Annotated in this window: 19 protein-coding genes and 1 pseudogene; 4 read left to right on the top strand and 16 right to left on the bottom strand. The window is 35.0% G+C overall.

Annotated elements, in window-relative coordinates; all coding sequences use genetic code 11:
• Nucleotides 1–131 precede the first annotated feature (131 nt).
• The 8 genes and pseudogenes from eutC to ACOMCU_RS03070 form a co-directional block, all read right to left on the bottom strand.
• Nucleotides 132–989, bottom strand: coding sequence for an ethanolamine ammonia-lyase subunit EutC (eutC, locus tag ACOMCU_RS03105; protein WP_421049431.1), 858 nt, complete (start codon nucleotides 987–989; stop codon nucleotides 132–134).
• Nucleotides 990–1004: 15 nt separating this feature from the next.
• On the bottom strand, nucleotides 1005–2366 hold the full coding sequence (locus tag ACOMCU_RS03100) for an ethanolamine ammonia-lyase subunit EutB (RefSeq protein WP_010858707.1): 1362 nt from the start codon (nucleotides 2364–2366) through the stop codon (nucleotides 1005–1007).
• Between the two features lie 387 nt (nucleotides 2367–2753).
• Nucleotides 2754–3821, bottom strand: coding sequence for a sensor histidine kinase (locus tag ACOMCU_RS03095; RefSeq protein WP_421049430.1), 1068 nt, complete (start codon nucleotides 3819–3821; stop codon nucleotides 2754–2756).
• A gap of 730 nt (nucleotides 3822–4551) precedes the next feature.
• Nucleotides 4552–5886 (bottom strand): histidine kinase dimerization/phospho-acceptor domain-containing protein, encoded by a 1335-nt coding sequence (locus ACOMCU_RS03090; RefSeq protein ID WP_421049429.1) that lies wholly within the window; start codon nucleotides 5884–5886, stop codon nucleotides 4552–4554.
• The gene (locus tag ACOMCU_RS03085; protein ID WP_010858704.1) at nucleotides 5883–6521 is read right to left on the bottom strand and encodes a response regulator transcription factor; all 639 of its coding nucleotides are present in this window, start codon (nucleotides 6519–6521) and stop codon (nucleotides 5883–5885) included. The genes ACOMCU_RS03090 and ACOMCU_RS03085 overlap by 4 nt, the downstream gene beginning before the upstream one ends.
• A 12-nt stretch (nucleotides 6522–6533) precedes the next feature.
• The gene (locus ACOMCU_RS03080) at nucleotides 6534–7103 is read right to left on the bottom strand and encodes a glycoside hydrolase family 73 protein (protein WP_421049428.1); all 570 of its coding nucleotides are present in this window, start codon (nucleotides 7101–7103) and stop codon (nucleotides 6534–6536) included.
• A gap of 170 nt (nucleotides 7104–7273) precedes the next feature.
• A pseudogene (locus tag ACOMCU_RS03075) lies at nucleotides 7274–8171 on the bottom strand (glycoside hydrolase family 5 protein); the annotation flags it as partial.
• A 299-nt stretch (nucleotides 8172–8470) separates the two neighbouring features.
• On the bottom strand, nucleotides 8471–9601 hold the full coding sequence (locus ACOMCU_RS03070; protein ID WP_010860789.1) for a CamS family sex pheromone protein: 1131 nt from the start codon (nucleotides 9599–9601) through the stop codon (nucleotides 8471–8473).
• Between the two features lie 431 nt (nucleotides 9602–10032).
• Here ACOMCU_RS03070 and ACOMCU_RS03065 point away from each other — a divergent pair, with 431 nt between their 5' ends.
• Nucleotides 10033–10596, top strand: a complete 564-nt coding sequence (locus tag ACOMCU_RS03065) for a histidine phosphatase family protein (protein WP_010860787.1) — start codon at nucleotides 10033–10035, stop codon at nucleotides 10594–10596.
• Between the two features lie 289 nt (nucleotides 10597–10885).
• Here ACOMCU_RS03065 and ACOMCU_RS03060 read toward each other — a convergent pair whose 3' ends face one another.
• Together ACOMCU_RS03060 and ACOMCU_RS03055 are read right to left on the bottom strand one after the other, a co-directional pair.
• Nucleotides 10886–12193 (bottom strand): opine metallophore biosynthesis dehydrogenase, encoded by a 1308-nt coding sequence (locus ACOMCU_RS03060; protein WP_421049427.1) that lies wholly within the window; start codon nucleotides 12191–12193, stop codon nucleotides 10886–10888.
• Nucleotides 12194–12216: 23 nt separating this feature from the next.
• On the bottom strand, nucleotides 12217–13011 hold the full coding sequence (locus ACOMCU_RS03055) for a nicotianamine synthase family protein (protein ID WP_421049426.1): 795 nt from the start codon (nucleotides 13009–13011) through the stop codon (nucleotides 12217–12219).
• Between the two features lie 291 nt (nucleotides 13012–13302).
• Between ACOMCU_RS03055 and ACOMCU_RS03050 the strand changes: the two genes are divergently transcribed.
• A complete protein-coding gene (locus ACOMCU_RS03050; RefSeq protein ID WP_421049425.1) occupies nucleotides 13303–14700 on the top strand; it encodes a hypothetical protein in 1398 nt (465 codons plus the stop codon).
• 105 nt (nucleotides 14701–14805) lie between these two features.
• Here ACOMCU_RS03050 and ACOMCU_RS03045 read toward each other — a convergent pair whose 3' ends face one another.
• Genes ACOMCU_RS03045 through ACOMCU_RS03020 form a run of 6 tightly spaced genes read right to left on the bottom strand, consistent with a single transcriptional unit; the run spans nucleotide 14806 to nucleotide 19422 of the window.
• Nucleotides 14806–15177, bottom strand: coding sequence for a GntR family transcriptional regulator (locus ACOMCU_RS03045; RefSeq protein WP_421049424.1), 372 nt, complete (start codon nucleotides 15175–15177; stop codon nucleotides 14806–14808).
• A gap of 38 nt (nucleotides 15178–15215) precedes the next feature.
• Nucleotides 15216–16793 (bottom strand): hypothetical protein, encoded by a 1578-nt coding sequence (locus ACOMCU_RS03040; protein ID WP_421049423.1) that lies wholly within the window; start codon nucleotides 16791–16793, stop codon nucleotides 15216–15218.
• Nucleotides 16783–17484, bottom strand: coding sequence for an ABC transporter ATP-binding protein (locus ACOMCU_RS03035; protein ID WP_421049422.1), 702 nt, complete (start codon nucleotides 17482–17484; stop codon nucleotides 16783–16785). The genes ACOMCU_RS03040 and ACOMCU_RS03035 overlap by 11 nt, the downstream gene beginning before the upstream one ends.
• Nucleotides 17485–17502: 18 nt before the next feature.
• Nucleotides 17503–18282, bottom strand: a complete 780-nt coding sequence (locus ACOMCU_RS03030; protein WP_421049421.1) for an ABC transporter permease — start codon at nucleotides 18280–18282, stop codon at nucleotides 17503–17505.
• Nucleotides 18279–19187: an ABC transporter ATP-binding protein gene (locus ACOMCU_RS03025; protein WP_421049420.1), complete on the bottom strand. Its 909-nt coding sequence runs from the start codon at nucleotides 19185–19187 to the stop codon at nucleotides 18279–18281. The genes ACOMCU_RS03030 and ACOMCU_RS03025 overlap by 4 nt, the downstream gene beginning before the upstream one ends.
• Nucleotides 19168–19422, bottom strand: a complete 255-nt coding sequence (locus ACOMCU_RS03020; protein ID WP_010860778.1) for a PLD nuclease N-terminal domain-containing protein — start codon at nucleotides 19420–19422, stop codon at nucleotides 19168–19170. The genes ACOMCU_RS03025 and ACOMCU_RS03020 overlap by 20 nt, the downstream gene beginning before the upstream one ends.
• 186 nt (nucleotides 19423–19608) lie before the next feature.
• On the opposite strand from ACOMCU_RS03020, the gene ACOMCU_RS03015 reads away from it, so the two are divergent.
• Both ACOMCU_RS03015 and ACOMCU_RS03010 read left to right on the top strand, forming a co-directional pair.
• On the top strand, nucleotides 19609–20148 hold the full coding sequence (locus ACOMCU_RS03015; protein WP_010860777.1) for a helix-turn-helix domain-containing protein: 540 nt from the start codon (nucleotides 19609–19611) through the stop codon (nucleotides 20146–20148).
• A gap of 112 nt (nucleotides 20149–20260) precedes the next feature.
• The gene (locus ACOMCU_RS03010; RefSeq protein ID WP_010860776.1) at nucleotides 20261–21121 is read left to right on the top strand and encodes a YitT family protein; all 861 of its coding nucleotides are present in this window, start codon (nucleotides 20261–20263) and stop codon (nucleotides 21119–21121) included.
• Nucleotides 21122–21263: the final 142 nt, after the last annotated feature.

The following is a 21263-nucleotide window of genomic DNA, read 5'->3' as shown; positions in this document are numbered from 1 at the left end:
TCCTATTTAACGGCTCGGCATGAATCCCTACCTCATGTTACGCTACTGCCATTATCAAAAAGGAACAGTTTGATTCTTAACTCCTTGATTTATAGTAAATAAATCGAACATAGGGTACATGTTGTCATTACTTACATGTTTAAATTTCTTTGCTGCGCAAAAGAAACGCCTGTACACTTAGCAAGAAGCATTTGTTCAATCAACTCAGATAAATAGGCACCAGCTTCAAGTGGTGTCAGTCCATCTTTATGAATATTTGAAATTACCGTCCGATCGGCTTCAACCGTTTTTTCAGTAGGTCGGTATATCATATATGCACTCAAGCTTTCATCTGTATTTAGACCTGGCCTTTCACCAATCAATGAAATCACTAGGTCACAATCAACAATAGCAGCTACTTGGTCTTGCACCCATACACGTCCTCGCTTAATAAAAAATGGCTTAGCGACGCTGATATTTTTTAATTTTAACCCTTGTATTAAAGCAGGCAATAAATTACCTACATTGGCTTCCACAGCCGAAGAACTCAAGCCATCACAAACAATAATTTGCACATCTTTTCGTTTATCTCCGTTTTCATCAAGAAACTTAACCGATTCATCTGACAGCTTTCGACCAGAATCTAAATCCATTAAGTAAGATTGCATATCACGAGCATTTGTCTCCAGCTTATGCAACCCTATCTCCCGAAGAAAATCATCACTTACACCTCTTGATACAGCATCCTGTGCAGCTGCATGATCAATTAAAAATTGTAAATAGCTTGTTGTCAACGTGCGGGTGCCAGTTCGACCAATACCAATACGGGCAGGTGTAATACTTTGTGCTCGCTCAATAGATGCAGCATTATGCGGTTCTACAACGCCATTTATCTTTTTTTCTGGAAAATCTATTATCTCTTCCGTTCTTTGATGGCTATTGGCATTTGGCGAATTCAAGTTTTTCTGTACTTCTTCTACTACTCTTTGAACAATTTCTTGAATATTCATTGTATCCCCCTTCCCTTAATCAAAAATTGATAAGTCTCCCGCACGTTTTGTTAGCTTGCCATTTTCCATCAGGTCCATTTTTTCCAGCCATTTTTCAAATTCTCGAAGTGGTCGGAGTCCTAGAATCTCGCGTAAGCTAGCATCATCGTGATAGCTTGTATCTTGATAATTAAGCATAACATCATCCCCACCTGGTACGCCCATATAAAAATTCGCGCCTGCAACTGCTGTTATTATTCCAGCCACTTCCTGATCATTTTGATCGGCATTCATATGATTTGTGTAAGTGGGCGCAATTCCCATTGGCAAGCCATGCAATTTCCCCATAAACCCATCTTCCAAATCCGCTCTAATTAATTGGCGACCATCATACAGTGTCTCCGGTCCTATAAAGCCGGAAACAGTATTGACCATGAAAGGTTTCCAGTGGCGTGCATAGCCGTAGCTTCTTGATTCAAGCGTTTGCATATCTACACCATAGTCGGCATTTAAAGATACCTCCGAACCTTGGCCTGTTTCAAAATACATAAAGTTCGGGCCTGTTGATGTACCATAACGAGCCATCATCTCATATCCCTCATCAAGAATTTTTTTCGATATACCGAATGCTTCGTTGCCTTTTTGTGTGCCTGCTAAACTTTGAAACATAAGGGCGATAGGTGCCCCCTGTTTTAGTGCTTCCATTTGTGTTGTGATATGGGCCAAAACACAATTTTGCGTTGGGATTTGCCATTTCTCAATAAATTCATGTGAGATTGTCAAAAGACTTTTCACGGATTCAACCGTATCTACATTCGGATTAATACCAATAACCGCATCACCTGCTCCGTAGGATAACCCTTCTTTAATTGAATACAAAATTCCTTCTGGAACATCATTTGGATGATTTGGCTGACAACGAAATGCCAAGCGGCCAGGCTCCCCTATTGTAGTATTACAATGTGCTTGATATTTCATTTTCTGGGATGCAAGAACAAGATCAATGCTTGACATAAGCTTGGCAACAGCTGATATCATTTCACTCGTCAATCCCCTCGAAAGCCTTAATAATTGATACGCACCTGTATCAGATGACAAGATATAATTTCGCAGTTCTCCAACTGTCCAATTTTGAATATCTTTGTAGATCGTGTCGCTAATATCATCATAAATCAAGCGTGTTACTTCATCTAACTCATATGGAATAACCGGATTCTCATAAATCTCTTTCAGCTGCATCTCACTAAGTACTACTTTTGCTGCCATACGCTCTAGGGATGATTGTGCTGCTATACGCGCCATCACGTCCCCAGATTTCATTTCACTTGCTTTTGCAAGTACCTCCCTTACCGACGAAAACGTATAGTGAGTTCCTTTTACAACACAGGACAATTTCATCATTTAACACCCCTTTTTATGTTAAAGATTGCAATTAACGAAAAAAAAAGCGCTTTCACAATTCCCTGAAGAAATTTTCTTCAGGCGTGAAAGGCGCCTTTGCCTCAAATATTATTTTGGTTCATTTTACACTATTCGTAAGGATTTTGTAAAGAGAGCTTCCTCTTTTCGAAAATAAATACCTGTTAGATTAGAGCTCAATCCTTTTCTGCTCATTTCCGCTCGAATTGCTCGCTACGGACAAGACAAAAGCTTCCTCGAAATCTTGTACAACTAAATTTCTTTGGGGTGACTTGCTTTGAATTCTCTACGCTACAATGAATTAGTTTCACTAGTAGCTACTACTAATTTATTTTAACTGATAGTATTAACTAACGTTGATAGCTATTAAATCGGAAAGGTTATCGAAACTTTTGTGCCTTTGTCGGACAGTGGGAATGACAGAACCCCTTGCAACCTCTCTTCCACTAACATATTCACAAGATGTAATCCTAAAGAAGACATATCGCCTGTGGAAAAAGAATCTCCTATCCCACATCCATCGTCCATTACGATAATAGTGGCCATTTGTTTTCGTTGCCTTAAAATTATTTCAATATTCCCGCGATTCAACGCAGGAAAAGCATGTTTTATGCTATTTTGAACCAACTCATTGACAATCAGTGCAACAGCTGTTGCTTTCTCGGGAGAACAGAATACCGATTCTCCTTCAACAGACACAGCAATATCTTGACCTGGAATAATGGATGAAGAGACTAGCAATGTAGAAATTTGTTGTATTAAAAATTTAATATCTGCTTCCTCAATGCCGCGCTGTGCCAAATAATCATGAACCAAAGCCATACTGGATATACGCGATATACTGTCATGAAATACCTCCGTTACTTCCACCGAATGACACCGTTGCATTTGTAATCGCAGTAAACTAGAAATAACTTGCAAATTGTTTTTGACGCGGTGATGGATTTCCTGAACAACAATGGCTTGAAATACACTTTGCTTTTCCTCACTATTGGTCGCATTTATAAGTTGCTCCATATTTTTTTCGTTCTGTACTTCTTGGGAGATATCCCTTTCTTTAATTAACACGGCAATGGTCTCCCCACCCAGGTCTTTTATAGGAATAATGTCTTGTTGCATGATTCCACGCTCCTCCGTTATCCCTCTTGATTTAAAAATTGGTTTGCCAGTTTTTAAACTAAATATTACACCTGGTTCCGTTTCTTCAAATGCTATATGCCCTAACATACTTTTTTTATACAAAGTAGGCGTCGTAGTAGGTTTTGCTTCAGCTACAACTAAAGATGCATTGTCTTTTTTCAACAGACAATTAATAAATATATCTGCTTGAGAAAGGTCAGCTATTATCTGCAGGTTCTGAGCCGCAACTAAAATAATTTCACACTGTTCATTTGATAAACCGGTTAAGTGGTTTAAGTCTAAAATTTCTTTCATGACCTATACGTCCCCTTTTTCTAGTTTTCAAACACTATAGCAAAAACAAAAAGTGTGTTCAATGTAACAAACTAGTAAATCGATTTAACATATCTACATCCTCGGGGCCTTCAGACCATGCTTTTCTTTGCAGAAGTCACCGCCTGCGCTCCAATCAACAAATATACGGGGGTTATTAAGATGATGGATAGGATAAGAAATATAAATAATGAACGACAACAATTAGAAGTGCTGACAATGGACCAAATAGTGCCTGAAGACCATTTCGTACGCAAATTGTAAGCTGCTATTGATCTTAATTTTATCTATCCATTAGTAGCATATCAGGTCTCGAAAATACTTAATGTTTACAGTCTCTTTTCTTTTCAACATAGAAGCATCTATATGAGCCCGTTGCTTTCTACTATGGCGGACGCTTTTCGCAGGCATGGCTTCAGTCTCCTCGTCACTTCGCTTCTGCGGGGCCTTCATTCCATGCTATTCTTTGCAGAAGTCGCCGCCTGCGCTCCAATCAACTAGTGTACGTCTATAAATAATTGCGGTGATGGCTAGAATGAACCTGTCTTTGCGGGTGCCAAAGAAGGCATGGTATATGTTGAAAAACCTTACGAGGGATACAAAAATTGTTTCAAAAGGTATTCGCAATGTGATTATTTCGAATACCTTTTGTCATCAATCTGAAATGAGCTTAGACTGATTAACGAAAACCCTCGTTAAATTACTACTCATATCATTTGATAAATCCTATTTTAAAAGTTATTTTTCCGTTTGCGAGTGTAGCTTCAGCAGAATAGCCTAATTGCTCTGCAAGACTTTTAACGGTTGCAAGTCCAAGCCCAGTACCTGAAAAATGCTTGTCACGAGAACTTTCTCCGACATAAAAAGGTAGCCATATTCTAGAAATATCTATAAGAGTTGTAGCATTACTAATTTCAAACACGCCATTTTCTTCAAGGGAAATATCTATATCATCTCCTGAAGTGTATTTTACTGCATTACTAATCATATTCTCTAAAATAAAATGGACTTTTTCCTGCTCTGTCTTCAGTATGAATTCAGTAGCATCCGTTTTAAGTTGAATTATTTTATCCCCTTGTATCGGTTGATAACTATTCACTATCTCTTGTATTAACTCAATTAAATCAAAACTGGTTTTTTTAGAATCGTTTTCTTCCGTTTTAGCAAAATAAAGCATATCTGTAATTATTTTTTCCATTCTATCAACTTGCTTATTAATAACTGTTAGATAAGTCCCATCATCTAAACCGTCTTTTATTCCACTCGAATACACCTTTATCAGGGCAAGAGGCGTTTTAAGCTCATGTGTTAAACCTATCATAAATTGCTTTAAATCAATGTTGCGTTTTGTTAATATCTGTTGCGCTGATTCAAGTGCCTTACTCATTTTATTGATACTTCTCGCAAGTTCCTCGATTTCATCACCTGTTCGAATTTCAGCCTGCTTAAAATCCAACTCCCCAATTTCTTTTGCCACTTTTTTAAGTTCATTTAGCGGACTTGTTAGTTTTCGAGATAGAATGGCTGTAACTACCATAATCACGAATATACTAATGGCTAAAAGAATTAGGTTAAATCGATTAATAAAATAAGCAATGTCAGTAAATTTAGCCATAGAGGACCCAATCATCATTAGCTGGTTACCTTCTTTTGCATAATGCACAATAAAACTAGACTTTTGTTTCCCTTGATCATAAAGCTTGCCCACAATTTTATCTTCAGCCACTTTTTGTAATACTTCATCAGAAACCCAAAATTTATTAAGGGCAATATGTTCTCTTGACAGTTGTTGTTTTAAGTTTTCATTAAGGTCATTTATATTATCATCAAGCGATACTGAAAGTATCGTTACATCAAATTGACGCTCCACCAAGCTTTCATCATCATAATTCTGATAAGCGACCAAAGCATTCGTTACTTTTTGGTTCAATTGATAGAGATAAAATTTTGGTAGAAAAAACTGGCTCACCACAAGAGAAATGCTAAAAGTGATGATTACAACAAGCGTGATATAAATAGTCAATTTTGTTCCAATTTTATGTTTCATTCGCTTGTACTATATCCAACACCTCGATGCGTTTGGATAATATCCTCTCCAATTTTTTCCCGCAGGCGCCGAATATGTGTGTCTACCGTTCGTGGATCACCCATATAATCCATACCCCAGACCAAATCTAGCAGTTGATCTCTAGTTAATATTTGTCTTCTATTTTGACTAAATACACGTAAAAGTTGGAATTCAGTTTTTGTTAAATCTAATTCTTTTCCCTCTCGCCAAACGCGTTGGCTTGAGATATCGAATGAAACATCATTTAGTCGTTGAACGGATTCCATTTGCAGTAATTTTTTCACTCTCATAATTAACACCTGTGGATAAAATGGTTTATTTACATAATCATCTGCACCATCAGATAAAGCAAGGTATTCATCTTCTCCTGTGTCTCTAGCCGTTAGAATTAATACTTTAATTTTTTGTGTCTCCTTCATCTCGCGACAAACTGTAATGCCATCTTTTTCTGGCATCATCCAATCCAAAATGGCCAAATCAATTTTTTCATGATAGAAAATATCAAGGGCCTCTGCTCCATTTGTAGCAGTAAATACCGTAAATCCTTCCCTTTGAAAATAGCTCTGCAAAATCTTTAACATGTCTAGTTCATCATCTGCAATAAGGATATTCATTTTATCTAACTCCTACTTGTCATATTTCCCTAAATTATACTGTTCGATAATAGCAATTAATTTTTCGGGATACAAAGGATCTGTGGAATAGTGGCTTTTTTTCAATGCATAGGCTGCCTCTTGATAATTTGTTGCAGCAAGTACCTCATAATATTGTTGTTCATTCCAACTCGTTCCCTCTAAAATTAATTTACTATGGTCAATTAACGCATTTTTCCAATCTGGATAAGCTCTAAATTCAGCTTCTATTGTATAACTTTTATTATTCTTATATTCAATCGTAGGCATTTTTACAGACTTTCCTTGATACCGTCCTTTTATGCCAAAAAGGTTATTTGCGTTTACAGCCAATTCACTTTTGCCAAAATTCGATTCTAAAATAGCCTGTGCTATCGTTACACTAGGAAACATGCCACCTGTTTGTTGGTTTATTTCCACAGCTATTGGTCCAATGTCATCTATAAAATGGATTTCCTCTCTACTGTCTTTTAATAAAAGTCTCATCATACAAAAAACAGATAGTATACCTAACACGACTGCTAGTAGAATTAGTGAAGCTTTTTTAAATTTAATTATTTTCATTGTTGAACCTCGTTTCAAATGATTTAATTTCTTGTATCTTAAAACAAGAATGTTACATTCATTTGACAAAATTTTTTGGGGGATTAGTTTTTTAAATGCTTTATAGAGAATTGAAAGCTACACTGAACAGGCCTCATGTTAAAAAGAAATCTCTGAGTAATAGTAACAAAAAGAAAATATAGTAATACATTGACCCTCCAAATCTTCTTGGTTTTCCCCCCAACTTTCACTTTACCAGGATAACTGTATGTGAAGCCTTTATTGCGATTTTGACTTGTCATTTCATATGGCTCATGCATATGGAAAGCATATAACACGTTTTCGTCCTCAATAGGTTTTAAATATTCGAAAGCCCATGGTGTTGCATATAGACGAATTTTAAAAATTATTGGTGTATTCGTATCCACACTACGTATTGATTCGACAATAGTACTATATAACTTGTTTAAATCTGCTGGAGTATTTTCCACTTGGCTATAACATTCATCATAATCCTCTGCCCAAAAGTCATGAAATCCAGTAGCTGTTTCAGGATGCGGCTCAGTTATTAAGTTATAACCAACAACGGCTGGATGGTCTTTCAGACGAGTGGCAAGATCTTTCCAAAAAAGTGCTGCTTGCTCATGATAGCTAAAATCTCGCCATATACGATCATCATTTTCATAATTGTCTCCATCTATTTCCTGGAAGACTAAGAACAGTTAATACAACCTTTGAACCTCTTTCATATGCAGCATCCAAATCTTTTTTTAACTTTTTAAAATCTTCTTCCACAATTCCTTCATATTTATCTGCATTACCTATTAGAAAATCTTTTTGTGAATTTGAATCTGGTTGATCATTAAACAAGAAATCTCTGTCTTTTGCCCATTTATCCGGTGCTAAACGAACAAATTCAATATTAAATTCGTTTGCTTCTTCATAATTATCTGGTAAAGAAGTAGAATTCATAAAATTTGTTCCTTTTCATTGTTCATCCCAAAAATCATTCTTTATGACAGTTTCTTCCTGTTTATCACGACACGTTTCCTGCTTTGTTGCACTACAACCAGCAACTAGTAGTATCATCCATGCGCATCCTAGAGTGACTATTAATTTGAATTTATTTTTTAGCCTCTCTTTTTCAATAAAATGCATTGTACCCCTGCCTTTTTTTGTTTGAGAGCTAAATGTAAATACCTATCTATTTCATTAATCATGATAAATGGGGTGGCACAGTAAGGGGAACAATTTTAAAGAGAGGTAAGACAAGTTTTTACTTTTTTAAATAAATACTTTAATAAAACCTAATATGTTGTTGACGGAGTAATTATTAAAAAACTGAATTATAACAAATAAAAAAACCTCTTACATTGTAAAAGGTTTAATTAAAGTGGTGTCGAAAAAATCTGTTTTTCTGTTGGATCCCAGAGGACAATTCCGACATCTTGTTTTTGATTGATAATACGAATAGTCACAGGAACATAATCAAATAAAACAGCACTTAATTTAGTACTAATTAACTGTAAAAGACCTATCAATTCAGTATCTTTTATTAAAGGCGCATTCACATTTATTTTTATATCGGCTAATTTACCGTTTTCATATTGAAGTTCACCAATTATTTTAGGATTTAAATGAATAAAATCTTTTTGTATATCCTCTTTAAAAGTCAATAATTTATCATAAGTATCTTTGTCTAAACTATATAGTGCATCTGAAGGGAATGTATAATTTTTCTTATCTATATCAGTCCATTTATCTATCCTTTCCCCTCCCTCCGGAATATATGTTTCAGCTAAAAATATGCCTGGAATGATATCATTTTTATTTGATTCTTGATACAAGGTTAAATAAATAGGAACATTATGTATGTTTTCATTATTTCTAATATCTTTTACTATCATCCCAGCTATTTCTTTACCGTAATTTTCCACATCATTAACGTCATCATCGTTATGATCGACTTTTACTTGGTCTGTATAAACTAAACCTTTGTCATCGCTTACTCTAATGTCATAAAATTCATTTAAGGATATGGCTAAAGATATTCCTTCTACTTGTCCAGTTTCTTTGTTAATAAAATTTTGCTCTAATACATGAGATAATATCTTAGGATTATTTTTTTCATCCTCTAAAACATGTCCCGTACTATTTTTTATAGAGGGGTTTAAACCAACACCTTCTGTAGATTTTCTATCTAACCATTGATTAATAATCTTTTTATCTAAATATTGACCTTCCTGCATATAAAACTTCTTTGTAGAAAAATGATTTACAGATAAATCCATTAGTCCTTTCTCAATTTCGTTTATATTTAATGTATTGTTCATATTGCTTAGTATCAAACCTCTTGAAATATTAAATTTTGCAGGTTGTTTTATTTCATATATTTCCTTTTTTTGAACTGATGATATATACATTTGTTCATCTTTTTTAACAACTTCATCTTCACCACTACAAGAAACTAAAAAAAATATTGGTGATATAAAAAACAACATACTCTTCCTTCTGTCCATTTATTAGATTCCCCTTACTAATTCTAGTATGATTAAAAAACTTTAATAAAATTATCATACCAAATTTTACTACTTTTAACAGTATAACCTATATATATTCATATTCTATAGAATCAGACCGAATATTGAGGTGGAAACGTATGGGGATTGAATTCACTGCTCTCCATCGGGTTTATGTCGTATTCATTGTATTGATTATTGGATCTATGGTTAAACGTCGAGATACCATCCTCATTTGTATACTTGGCATATTCATACTAGTCATCGAAGCTACTGGTATATTTGTTATTGGAACTTATTATTGGATCTTTATTTATTGTTGCTTCGTCGATATTATTAATACCAAAAATTTAGGCGTGGGAAACTAGGATTGTATCGAAGTGAAGGTTATGTAAGGAAGGATTGTATTAAAAATTTATTGGAGGGATAATATGAGAACTTTTATTTATATGGTGAGACACGGGGATTCACCAAGAAAAGGAAATGAAAGAACAAGAAGTTTAACTGAAAAAGGAAAATTAGACGCTCAAAGAATAACTGATGTTTTAAAGGATGAAGGAATTAACATTGTTATATCAAGTCCATACACTCGATCAATTTTAACTGTAGAGCCGTTAGCTAAACAAATTGGACAAGAAGTTTTAGTAGTTGAAGATTTTAAGGAAAGAATCTTTTCGGCTGAAGGCGAGCGAATGTCTGATAAGGATTTATTTCCTTTATTAGAAAAATCATATTTGGATCCAAATTTCGCTCTAGACGGAGGAGAAACGAATACTGATTGTCAAAAAAGAGCTGTAAAAGTTTTAGCAGAAATATTAAATACTTATATAGGGAAAAAAGTAGTAATTGGCACTCACGGATTAGTAATGACTTTGATGATGGGATATTATGATTCAAATTATGATTTGTCCTTTTTACATAGCACATCTAAACCTGATATTTATAGAATGGAGTTTAATGGACAGGAATTAATTGAGGTTAATAGACTATGGTAAATATCGTCGTGTAAATGTAAAATAAATTCCTCTCCATCTTTTGGTTGTTAAATCTACTCTTGCAATCATTGGTGCTTTACTTCATTAAGGAGTATAGCCTTTTTTGCCGTGACAATGAGAATAGCATTTAGTTTTTGTTATGTTCTTAAGTGAATCTATATGCCAATCATCATATGGATAAAAACGAAGCATCATTGGGAACTATATACATTACTTATAGTATTTGTATTTCTTTCATCACATTGTATCTCTATTTAGCCAAATTCGTTAGCTCCTTATTTTATATCTATTATTTTGTTTTTTTACTTAATATTAATTCCTTACATATCATCTCGATTTCTTGTGTAAAGGATTTTACTTGGAAGGCATCTGAATATATTTTATTCTCAGATGAAGCCACTACTTGTTGCAGTTTTTCTTCATAGGTTTGTACAAAATGATCTAGCGTTGGACTTTTCAATTTCAGGGCACTAGCAATCCCTTGAATGATTTTCACACGATAGTAATCCTCTTTTGGCATTCTAGGAATATCCCATTCTCCATCATGATTTTTAAAAATCCTTCTAAGAGGAACTGCTGAAAAATCAAAGTATCTTCCTTCTTGATTTGGCATAGAAAATGGATCAATTAATAAGGATGCATAACGAATATAGAGCAGATACTCTTGATGAATGGACTCAAGTTTAGTAAAATTCTCTATTTCTTGTCGGGCTATACTTGCTGGCTGTAATGGATAATTATCATCTACCATAAACTTTAATAGATTTAGAGGTTGAATATTGAAGTGTTTCACAATTACCATCATTTCTTTCCAATAATTTAATAAATGACGAATCATTGTATAAGTAATGGGACCCTCAGGATAAAGCTTATACACATACTTTGTTATATTGTTCCCATCAAATATTGCTTTTAATGAAAAATCATTCATAAATAAGGGAGGATGCACGTATAAAGAAATATTTCTTGTTTCTGCCTCAAGAGGAGATGCCAATTTTTTCAAATGAATCCCCGAATGATGAAATAATTCAGATAATTTATCCAGTCTACCCGATTTTGAGTAAGTAGAACCAATATAAACTGTTTTCTTTACTCCTGTTGTCAATACTTCATTTGATGGAATTTCACCTAACCATCTAGTATCTCCATAATATGTTGAAAAACTAATTACCTCAGCTTTGGAAGATAGATTCTTTAGAAAATTAGTTATTAAATGACTAGAACCAAATGTAGGTGAAATTAATATAAAACAGCTAGCCTCCTTCAACACTTTGGTATCGATTTGTTCTAATACTGCTATATAAGAATCTGTAGTAACACTAAGTACAACGGTATCCCAGTTGCCAGATATTGCATGGTAACCCTTAAAAAACTCATCAATAATACATTCTCCTGCAACAGACTGATGTTGTGTATTTTGTATATTTACCTTAAGTGCAAGTTGATGCTGAACGATAGTTTCAAAGAAAATTTTGGAGCGTAAAGATTCTCGACCAGCAATAGCTACTTTACCATTATAATAATTCTTGAAATTCACAGCTAATTGAATTACTGTGGGCCCTGTTCCTAGCAGTAAAACCTTATTAAAATAAGTCATAACCTTCTCCTCGTCTATTTAAGTCATTGTACTTTTTGATATAAAATAACATCAAATACACATTGAGGGTGCATAATTTTCTCTACTATATGCCATTTGGTTTCGTCTACTTTCTGCATTGGATAATTAAAAAGAGACTTTAACCCATTTCCATAACGCATAGCAATAAGCACATCTTTATTTGTTAAATCATATAATTGCTCTAATATGTCATATTTACAGCTAACAGTTGAACTAAATATAATATGACTAATCTGTTTAATAACTGCGAGTTCCCCTACTGACTTGTTGTTAATTTGAATCGGTAAATGATTTCCAAATTTATTTACTACATGTTTTCCCAACTGAATCGCTTCATCATCAATATCAATTCCAAAAACTTCTGCGCCTGTTCGTTCCGCAATCATTAATAATGTTATAGGAAAAGATCCAGATCCTACTAAGAGCACCTTCGACTGACTGGTAATTTGAAAACCTCCAAATTCCTTTTCAATGCAGTCTTCTATGTTTCGAAAATAATCAGTGATCTCCTCATTTTCATGTCTTAATACTAAAGCTTGATATTTTTCTAAGATTTGGACACAAATAGAAGAGTTATTTCTTAGATTCTCGATTAATAATAGTATTTCAATTGATTGCTCTAAATTATTCCATTGTTTATCATTGTCATGATTTATAATAAAGGAAGAATAATCATCGATTATTCCACACAACTCTGAATACTCAACTATTAGGTGATTGTTGTTTTGTTTGATAAATAACTTAAATTTTTTATCAAAGTAATGTAATTTCTTTAAAAACGCATCTATATCCTTCACTTGCCCACTCCTATGCTTGTGGATTAAAGTTTAATATATGCCGTACCCTTTAATACTATTTCAACGCTTCCCTCGATATGCGCATACTTTTCACATTGTTTACTTAAAGGAGATTCACCGCATCAGCTACCTTTCCTGCTGGTATAACAATCTTCATATTACCCCCCTTTATACTTTTTCATTATCAATTCATATTGCCATTCTACTTAAGTAAAAATTCTCCAAAACCATCACCAACTTTATTTCTCTTCATATTCTATAGAACCAAACCTATTTTTGAGGGGGAAACGTATGGGGTTTGAATTCACTGCTCTCCATTGGATTTATGTAGTATTCATTGTATTGATTATTGGATTTATGGTTAAACGTCGAGATACCACCCTCATTTGTATACTTGGCATATTCATGCTAGCCATCGTAGCTACTGGCGATTTAACTTCGTCGATAAGTGGGATTTTTAACAGCTTTATCTATGCAATTACTGAGCTCTTGTCGACCATCCTCATTATTTCCATTATTGTTGCCATGAGTCGCGTGTTAATGACATCTGGTATTAACGAGGTCATGGTTGCGCCATTTACAAAATTCATTAAAACACCAACGTTAGCTTATTGGACAATTGGGATTTTAATGATGATTATTTCTTGGTTTTTCTGGCCATCACCTGCTGTCGCATTATTAGGGGCCGTTCTGTTGCCTGTTGCTATACGTGCAGGTCTGCCAGCACTTGGCGTTGCTATGGCTATGAACTTATTTGGTCACGGGATTGCGTTATCTAGTGATTTTGTTATCCAAGGGGCTCCGAAGCTCACTGCAGATGCTGCTGGTATTCCAGTAGGCGATGTTGTTTCTGCTAGTATTCCTCTTGTGATTACGATGGGCCTGGTCACAACGCTTGTTGCTTTTTTCTTATTACGGCGGGATATGAAGCGGGGTACGCTGGCTTTGAAGGAAACCACTGAAACAGGTGATGGGCTAGAGCGCGTAACGGCGGAAAATTTACTAACACGTGGACAAAAACGGTTTTTCGCTATACTCATCCCAATTGCCTTTCTACTTGATGTCATTGCCATGTCAATTTTAAAACTACAGGGCGGAGATGCCACTGCATTAATAGGCGGAACCGCTGTCTTTATATTGCTCATCCTGTGCTTGGTAGCGCACAAAAAGCAAGGGTTTGAGAAGTCGACAAGTTATTTAATTCAGGGGTTCCAATTTGGTTTTAAAGTATTTGGACCCGTTATTCCAATCGCAGCCTTCTTCTATCTCGGAGACTCTGGTTTTAAGCAAATTATTGGTAATTTTTTACCTGCTGCTTCACACGGTATCGTCAATGACCTAGGTGTCGGCTTAGCTGCGGTTGTGCCACTAACAAAGGAAATAGCAGTCGTTACGTTAGCTGTCGTTGGCGCCATTACAGGATTAGATGGCTCTGGCTTCTCTGGCATTTCTTTGGCAGGTTCTGTCGGTAGTTTGTTTGGTAATGCGATAGGTGAAGGTACAGCAACCTTAACAGCACTTGGTCAAATTACAGCAATTTGGATTGGTGGAGGTACATTAATTCCCTGGGCGTTAATTCCAGCTGCCGCTATTTGTAATGTTAGTCCATTCGAACTTGCACGGCGCAATCTAATCCCTGTCCTCATAGGACTTGTTGTCACAATCATTGTAGCGATGTTTTTGATTTAACCATGGAAAAAACCCTTCTATCAAAAAAGTTGATAGATGGGTTTTTTAGGTATAATAGCTGTATCATTTCTTGTATAGGTAAGCTGTTCAAACTAGCATTGCCGATTAGGAAAACGAATATTTTTGCGAGATATTATTCATTATTTGTTGTAATTGATTTTTCCTCAGCCCCAAAACATATGCTTCTACTAGGACTTGCTCAAGTTCGATTGAAATTTGTTGTAGGTCTCTGTCGTTTAAAGGTGCTAAATGATGATTGATAATGAAGGCTTTAGAATTTGCTTTTCTTGTTATTAGCCCTTTCAGTTGTAATTCTTTATAGCTTTTATGTACCGTATGGAGATTGAGCTCCGTTTGTTTCGCCATATCACGGATAGAGGGCATTGTCTCTCCATGCTTAATAGAGCCTTGAGCAATTGCTACAATCAGTTGCTGAACTAATTGTTTATAGAGTGGAACCGCACTATTTGTATGCAATGATATCTCTACTATTTTTTACACATCCTCACATTTTCTCATATACTATGATATTTCCCTACTCTAGAGAGTAAAATTTTCATACTTCCCAATGCTAAAATCCCTATTACACTTGTCGCCACCCACTGTGAAACACCAATAGAAAGTAGTGTAAAATGGATGATTAAAATTAATAACAGTAATGGAAAGCCATACAGTAGACTAATTAAAACGTTTGGATTTGTCTTCACAGCATCGGATGGATTTTTCCAATTTAGTAACGGATGTCGCATATCATAGATGGGCGTTAATAAATTGTAATTGATAATTAACAACAACGTTATGAACAAATAGAAGATGTCTACGATATTAATCTCACTAAATATTAAATAAATGCCATAACTGAATAGCACGGATAGAGCACTAATGAATGAAGAGATAGTGACTTTGGCTAAAAATACTTTTCTTCGATCTAACGGTAGCGCAATGCTCGTTGTAAAATGTACCCCTTCTCTTGAATAGGGTGTTCCACTTATATTATTAATACAACTAATACATAAAATCATGTAGGCAAAAATGGGAATATCGTTTCTTAGGTTAAGTGGCACCCCTGCCCAATTCAATTGAATAAGAGCTAGATATATACCTGTAAAGATTGGTGATAATAGCAACCCTAACAGTACTTGCATCATAAAATACGGTTCTGATTGGATAACCCAATACTCACGCTGCAAATAAAACCCCCAGCTACTTTTCACATGAAACAACCTATCTTTGGACTTATGTTCCACGCTATTTACGAATAAACCGTTCTTATAATAATTCTTCGTTAAATTCTTAACACTGGCTATAAATAACACAATACAAATACTTAGTAATAGCAAGAAAATACTAACACTATTTTCCTTTGCGTATGGCATTACTATCCCCTTAATTAGTGACTGTTGCGTGGCGAAGCTAGACCCTACATCCAGGAAATCTACAAACGAAGAAGCTAGCGTTGATAGTGTTGAGACATTTAAGCTAGTTATTATCGTTGTCATTGCCTCATATTTATCGCTTAAAAAGTACACGAAGGGAGCTAATCCCATCATTAAAACAATGCTAAACCTTGTAGATAAATACAATAATGCATTAGAAAATTGGCTTCGCAATCGGCTTAGGATGGATAATACAAACAATAGGGATAGCGCTACAAAGAGATTCATTAATGGTAAAAATGCTAAAAATTTAATCGCTACAGTCAGTTTATAATTTATCAGTACTATTACAATTGTCGGGATGTGGAGAATACATATTACTATCGAAGGTAATGCTAGACCACTTATTAGTTTCGCTATGACGATTTCTTTTGATGCAATTGGTAGCCCTGTTAGTATCAAAAAGTCACGCTGGCTATAAACGATTGAAATTGCAAAATAAGCTGTTAATACATACATAACCATGTTTGACAGCATAACATTATAAAATAAGTACGCCTCAGCAGTTCCTAAAAAATAAATTATTCCATTAAGCCCTATATACTGTACTGCTAAATAAAAGACAGCGATAAGTAACATTACTTGTAGCAGCGGTTGCTGCGGCCTTGTATAAATAGATGTCATAAAAAATTTTACTAGCTGAAAATTATGCTTCATAGGCTTGCTTTTCCATGAAAATCATTTCTAAGTTTCCTTCTTGTAAAAGCTTTTCTAGAGACTCATGCAATATAATTTGTCCGTCCTTTAAAAAGGCTATTGAATTACAGATTTTTTCTGCAACGTCTAATAGATGCGTGGAGAAAAGTACGGTTCCCCCACTGTCTGTATACTCTTTCATACAATTTTTAAATGTGACAACAGCAAGAGGATCTAAACCATTCAATGGCTCATCCATAATGACTATAGGTGGACTAATTGTAAAAGCCGTAATAAGAGCCATTTTATGAAGCATTCCATAAGAATACGTCCCCATTGGTTTATAAATACTGTTCTCCATATCAAATGCCTTAATCAAGCGATTGAGCTTTGCATTGTCGTCCACTTCATATAATGTTAAGACGTAGCTGATCCAGTCATATGCAGAAATATTGTTAAAAACTTGTATAGTATCTGGGATAAAATAAAACTGCTTTTTATAAGTAATATCATGTGATTTCGGTATAGCATTAATGGCTATCTCTCCATCGTCTTGCTCTTCTAATCCCGTAATACAATGTAGTGTTGTTGTTTTACCTGCACCGTTCGCACCAACAAACCCTAATACCTCACCTTGTTGAAGCTGTAATTCTACGCCCTTTAGCACTTCATGTTGCCCATACTTTTTCTTAACATTACGTATAGTTAACAAGCTCACACCTACTATCTATTAAAATTTCTTTTTCGCAATCCAATAATGCATTGTCAATATCATGCCGAAAATAACAAGAAAAGTAACTAGTAAATTAAGTTCCCACCAAGCACCAACACTACCTGTAATTAGAACACTCGATGCACGTAAACTAAAACCAGCTGGATTAAATATATCCAAGACGGGATGCAGTCCAGCAATTAAACGACATAGTAGCAATGCGACAATACTTACTAATGCAATAACAGCAGGGCTATTAAAAAATGTACTTAGCATCGTCACGAATGTAATGATAAATAACAACCATATACAGTACAGAACAAATGCTAAAATTACCTGAGTAATGGGTACAGGTGAAAATAGGAACACCGTATAACCATACGACGCTACATAACCAACCGCTAAACTTAGAACTGCCAATAAATAATGCGAGGCGATTTTACTGCCCAAATAACTAGAAATCGATACAGGCCTTGTTAAAATAAACGCCAACATGCCATTCGCTTTTTCTGCTTGAATTACACTCATAACCGCAACGATCACGATGATGATACCTAGCTGGTCAAACTGTGAATTTAATGTCGAGGCTAGTACTTCTCGTCCCTCTGGTTTTGCCATCGTTGGATCAATCATAATCCCTTCTACTCCACCAAGTGACTCTAAGATCATGGGAAGATAATACATCATGATTGGTTGCGTAAGCCCTAGCAACATAAAAACAATAGGTAACCACAGTATTTTATATTCTTTCACCATTTGACTGAATTCTTTTTTACTTAATATTGCAAAAGTATTCATACATCCACCACCAATGTCAAAAATGTATCTTCTAGACTTTCTTTAACGCCTATTTCAAACTTTGTAAAAGCTATTTTTTGATCCATAGCATTTTGTAATAATCGATAGGCATCTATTTGAACTTGCTTGACATGTATTTTAAAGCCCTCTTCATAGTTGTCAATTTTCTTTACATAGGGTAGCTGCTCAACTTCTTCAAGCCATTTCAAATCACCTTTTTCAATCACTAGATAAATAGCTGATTCTTGATTCCTATGAAGCAACTGCGCTTTTGTAGCATCTTCAATTTTCTGTCCATCTTTGATGACAACAAAACGTTCACAGATTTCTTCTGCGTCCCCTAATATATGTGTAGACAATAAAATCGTCGTTTCACTTTTTATTTCTTTCAGTAAATTCAACACTTCTCTTCGTCCTATTGGATCTAAGGCAGATACGGGTTCATCCATAATAATCAAGGTAGGCTTATGTAACAACGCTTGTGCAATGCCTAAGCGCTGCTTCATCCCGCCTGAAAATGCGCCGACTTTTGACTGCACTTCTTTCGAGAGACCCACCTTTTTTAAGATTAGCGGAATATCTTTCTGCAATTGGTTTTTTGAAATGCCAGACAGTGTTCCCATAAATAATAAAGTGTCATATGCTGTCATCCAAGAGTAGAAGTTGGGGTATTGAGGTAAATAGCCGATTTGATTTTTCTTCTTGGATATATTTTGTCCGTCCAGAACAATACTCCCCTCATCTGCATAGAGAATATCTGCAATGATTTGAATTAACGTCGACTTTCCTGCCCCATTTGGTCCGATTAATCCCACACACTCATTCTCTTCAATGACCATCGAAAAATGATCAACAGCCGTTTTATGCTTAAACTTTTTCGTTACATTATTGATTTCTAAGCGCACGTTCATTTACATCCTTTCTGCCTATCGTAAAATATAAAATCGGTCCAATTGTATTAAATAACACAATCACAATCGTCCACATAAGTACGTTTTCTCTTACTTTTCGATAACGGTATAAATCAATTAGAGCAATCAAAATTAATAAAAATCCAACTAGTAAAAATGGAAGCAAGATGGGTAGAATACTTGCCCAATCAATGTGACTTAATTCATCGATACCATAATGTAACTTCAAAACTGTTCACCTCATTCATTATCATTATCGATAATGATAACAAAAGACCTAACGAATTGCATTACTTTTTTACACTATACATTTGAATTAATTTATATTATATTTTTTGATAACATTCTCAACTTATATAATTAAGTTGTATTTTTCTTAATTACACAACGTTCAAGCTGAATGGAGGAGTTAAATATGCGCAACAAAGCAGAAATTTTAATGCATCCTGTGAGAATGAAAATTTTACAGGCGCTCATGCAAAACAAAGAAGATGGCTTAAGTACATTAGAGATGAATAAAGTTATTAAAGATGTTCCGCAAGCAACCTTATACCGACATATTCAAATTTTAACGGATGAAAGTATTATTAAGGTTGTCAAAGAAAGAAAAGTACGTTCAGTCGTTGAAAAATTTTATGCTTTAAATGAGGATGCTGCTAGACTGAATCATGAGGACTGGCAACATCTATCCCAGGAGCAAAAATTAAACTATATTTCCTACTATCAATTAGTCTTACTAACGCAATACCAACATTATCTATCCTCGATTGCTGAGACCGAACACGTTGAAGACACCGCAACATTTTCATTAGTAGATTTAACGTTATCGAACGAACAATTTCATCTTTTTCAACAAGACCTAAATAATTTAATGACTAAATATTATAAGATGGGCACGCTAAATGAACAGACTGAAACAAAAACGATTGCGTTCAACATTATTCCAAAGCCTTAACTTTATCTGCCATTATCGAACTTACTGCTTTCAATTTACCTAAAAAAAATATTACAATAGTAAAGTCTCTTTTGAGAAATAACTTATTGGTAAGATGAAATGGAGAAGATTTATGAAAAAAGGAAAATTACTACAAAATATTCGTAAAGCTATTATGATTGTCATCGGTGCAGTCATTGCAGCCTATGGACTAGAGGCTGTGCTAATCCCTAACGAAGTGATCGATGGTGGTGTCACAGGCATTAGTATTATGGGTGCGCATCTATTTGGGCTACCATTAGGCGTGTTACTCTTTGTATTAAATATTCCATTTGTTTATTTAGGCTATAAACAAGTTGGAAAGACATTTGCCCTAATGAGTATTGTCGGAATTGCAGCTTTATCCATTTCAACCGTACTTTTACACGATGTAAAGACGATATTAGGACCTGATGATTCCTTATTAATCGTGTTATCTGGTGGTATTTTGCTTGGTGTCGGAATAGGGATTGTTTTACGTAATGGTGGCGCTTTAGATGGCTCTGAGGTTTTAGCAGTGTTACTATCGCGTAAAATTCCGTTTTCAGTCGGCGATATTATTTTATTTATCAATGCCTTTATTTTTATTGGCGCTAGTTTTATTTTCGGCCTTGAAAGTGCCTTATACTCCGCCTTAACTTATTACATTGCGAAAAATGTTATTGATATTATTCAAGTTGGTTTGGAAAAATCAAAAGATGTGCGTGTTGTTAGTGCTAAATCAGAGGAGATTGGGGACGCTATTCAATCCCGTTTAGGTCGTGGTGTTACCTATACACAAGGACGAGGCGGTTTTTCGAACGAGCCTACGGAAATTTTAAACTGTGTCATTAACCGCATGGAAGAAAATAAGCTTGTATCCATCATTCGAGATATCGACGAAGCGGCTTTCGTCGTCATTTCAGACGTTTCAGAAGTACGCGGCGGTAACTTTAAAAAACGCGATATTCACTAAAACGACAAGTAAGCAGATCCCTCAATGGTCTGCTTACTTGTTTTTTGATTGCTCTTTGTAATTAGGTTTTTGCACTCATGTATAGGATTAAGCTCGCTCATTACTATCCGTCGATTTGAAGGGTTTATCCGTCACTTCGAGA

Source organism: Lysinibacillus sp. UGB7 (genome assembly GCF_049058285.1).
GTDB lineage: Bacteria > Bacillota > Bacilli > Bacillales_A > Planococcaceae > Lysinibacillus > Lysinibacillus sphaericus_B.
This window is presented reverse-complemented; position numbering and strand designations above follow the sequence as displayed.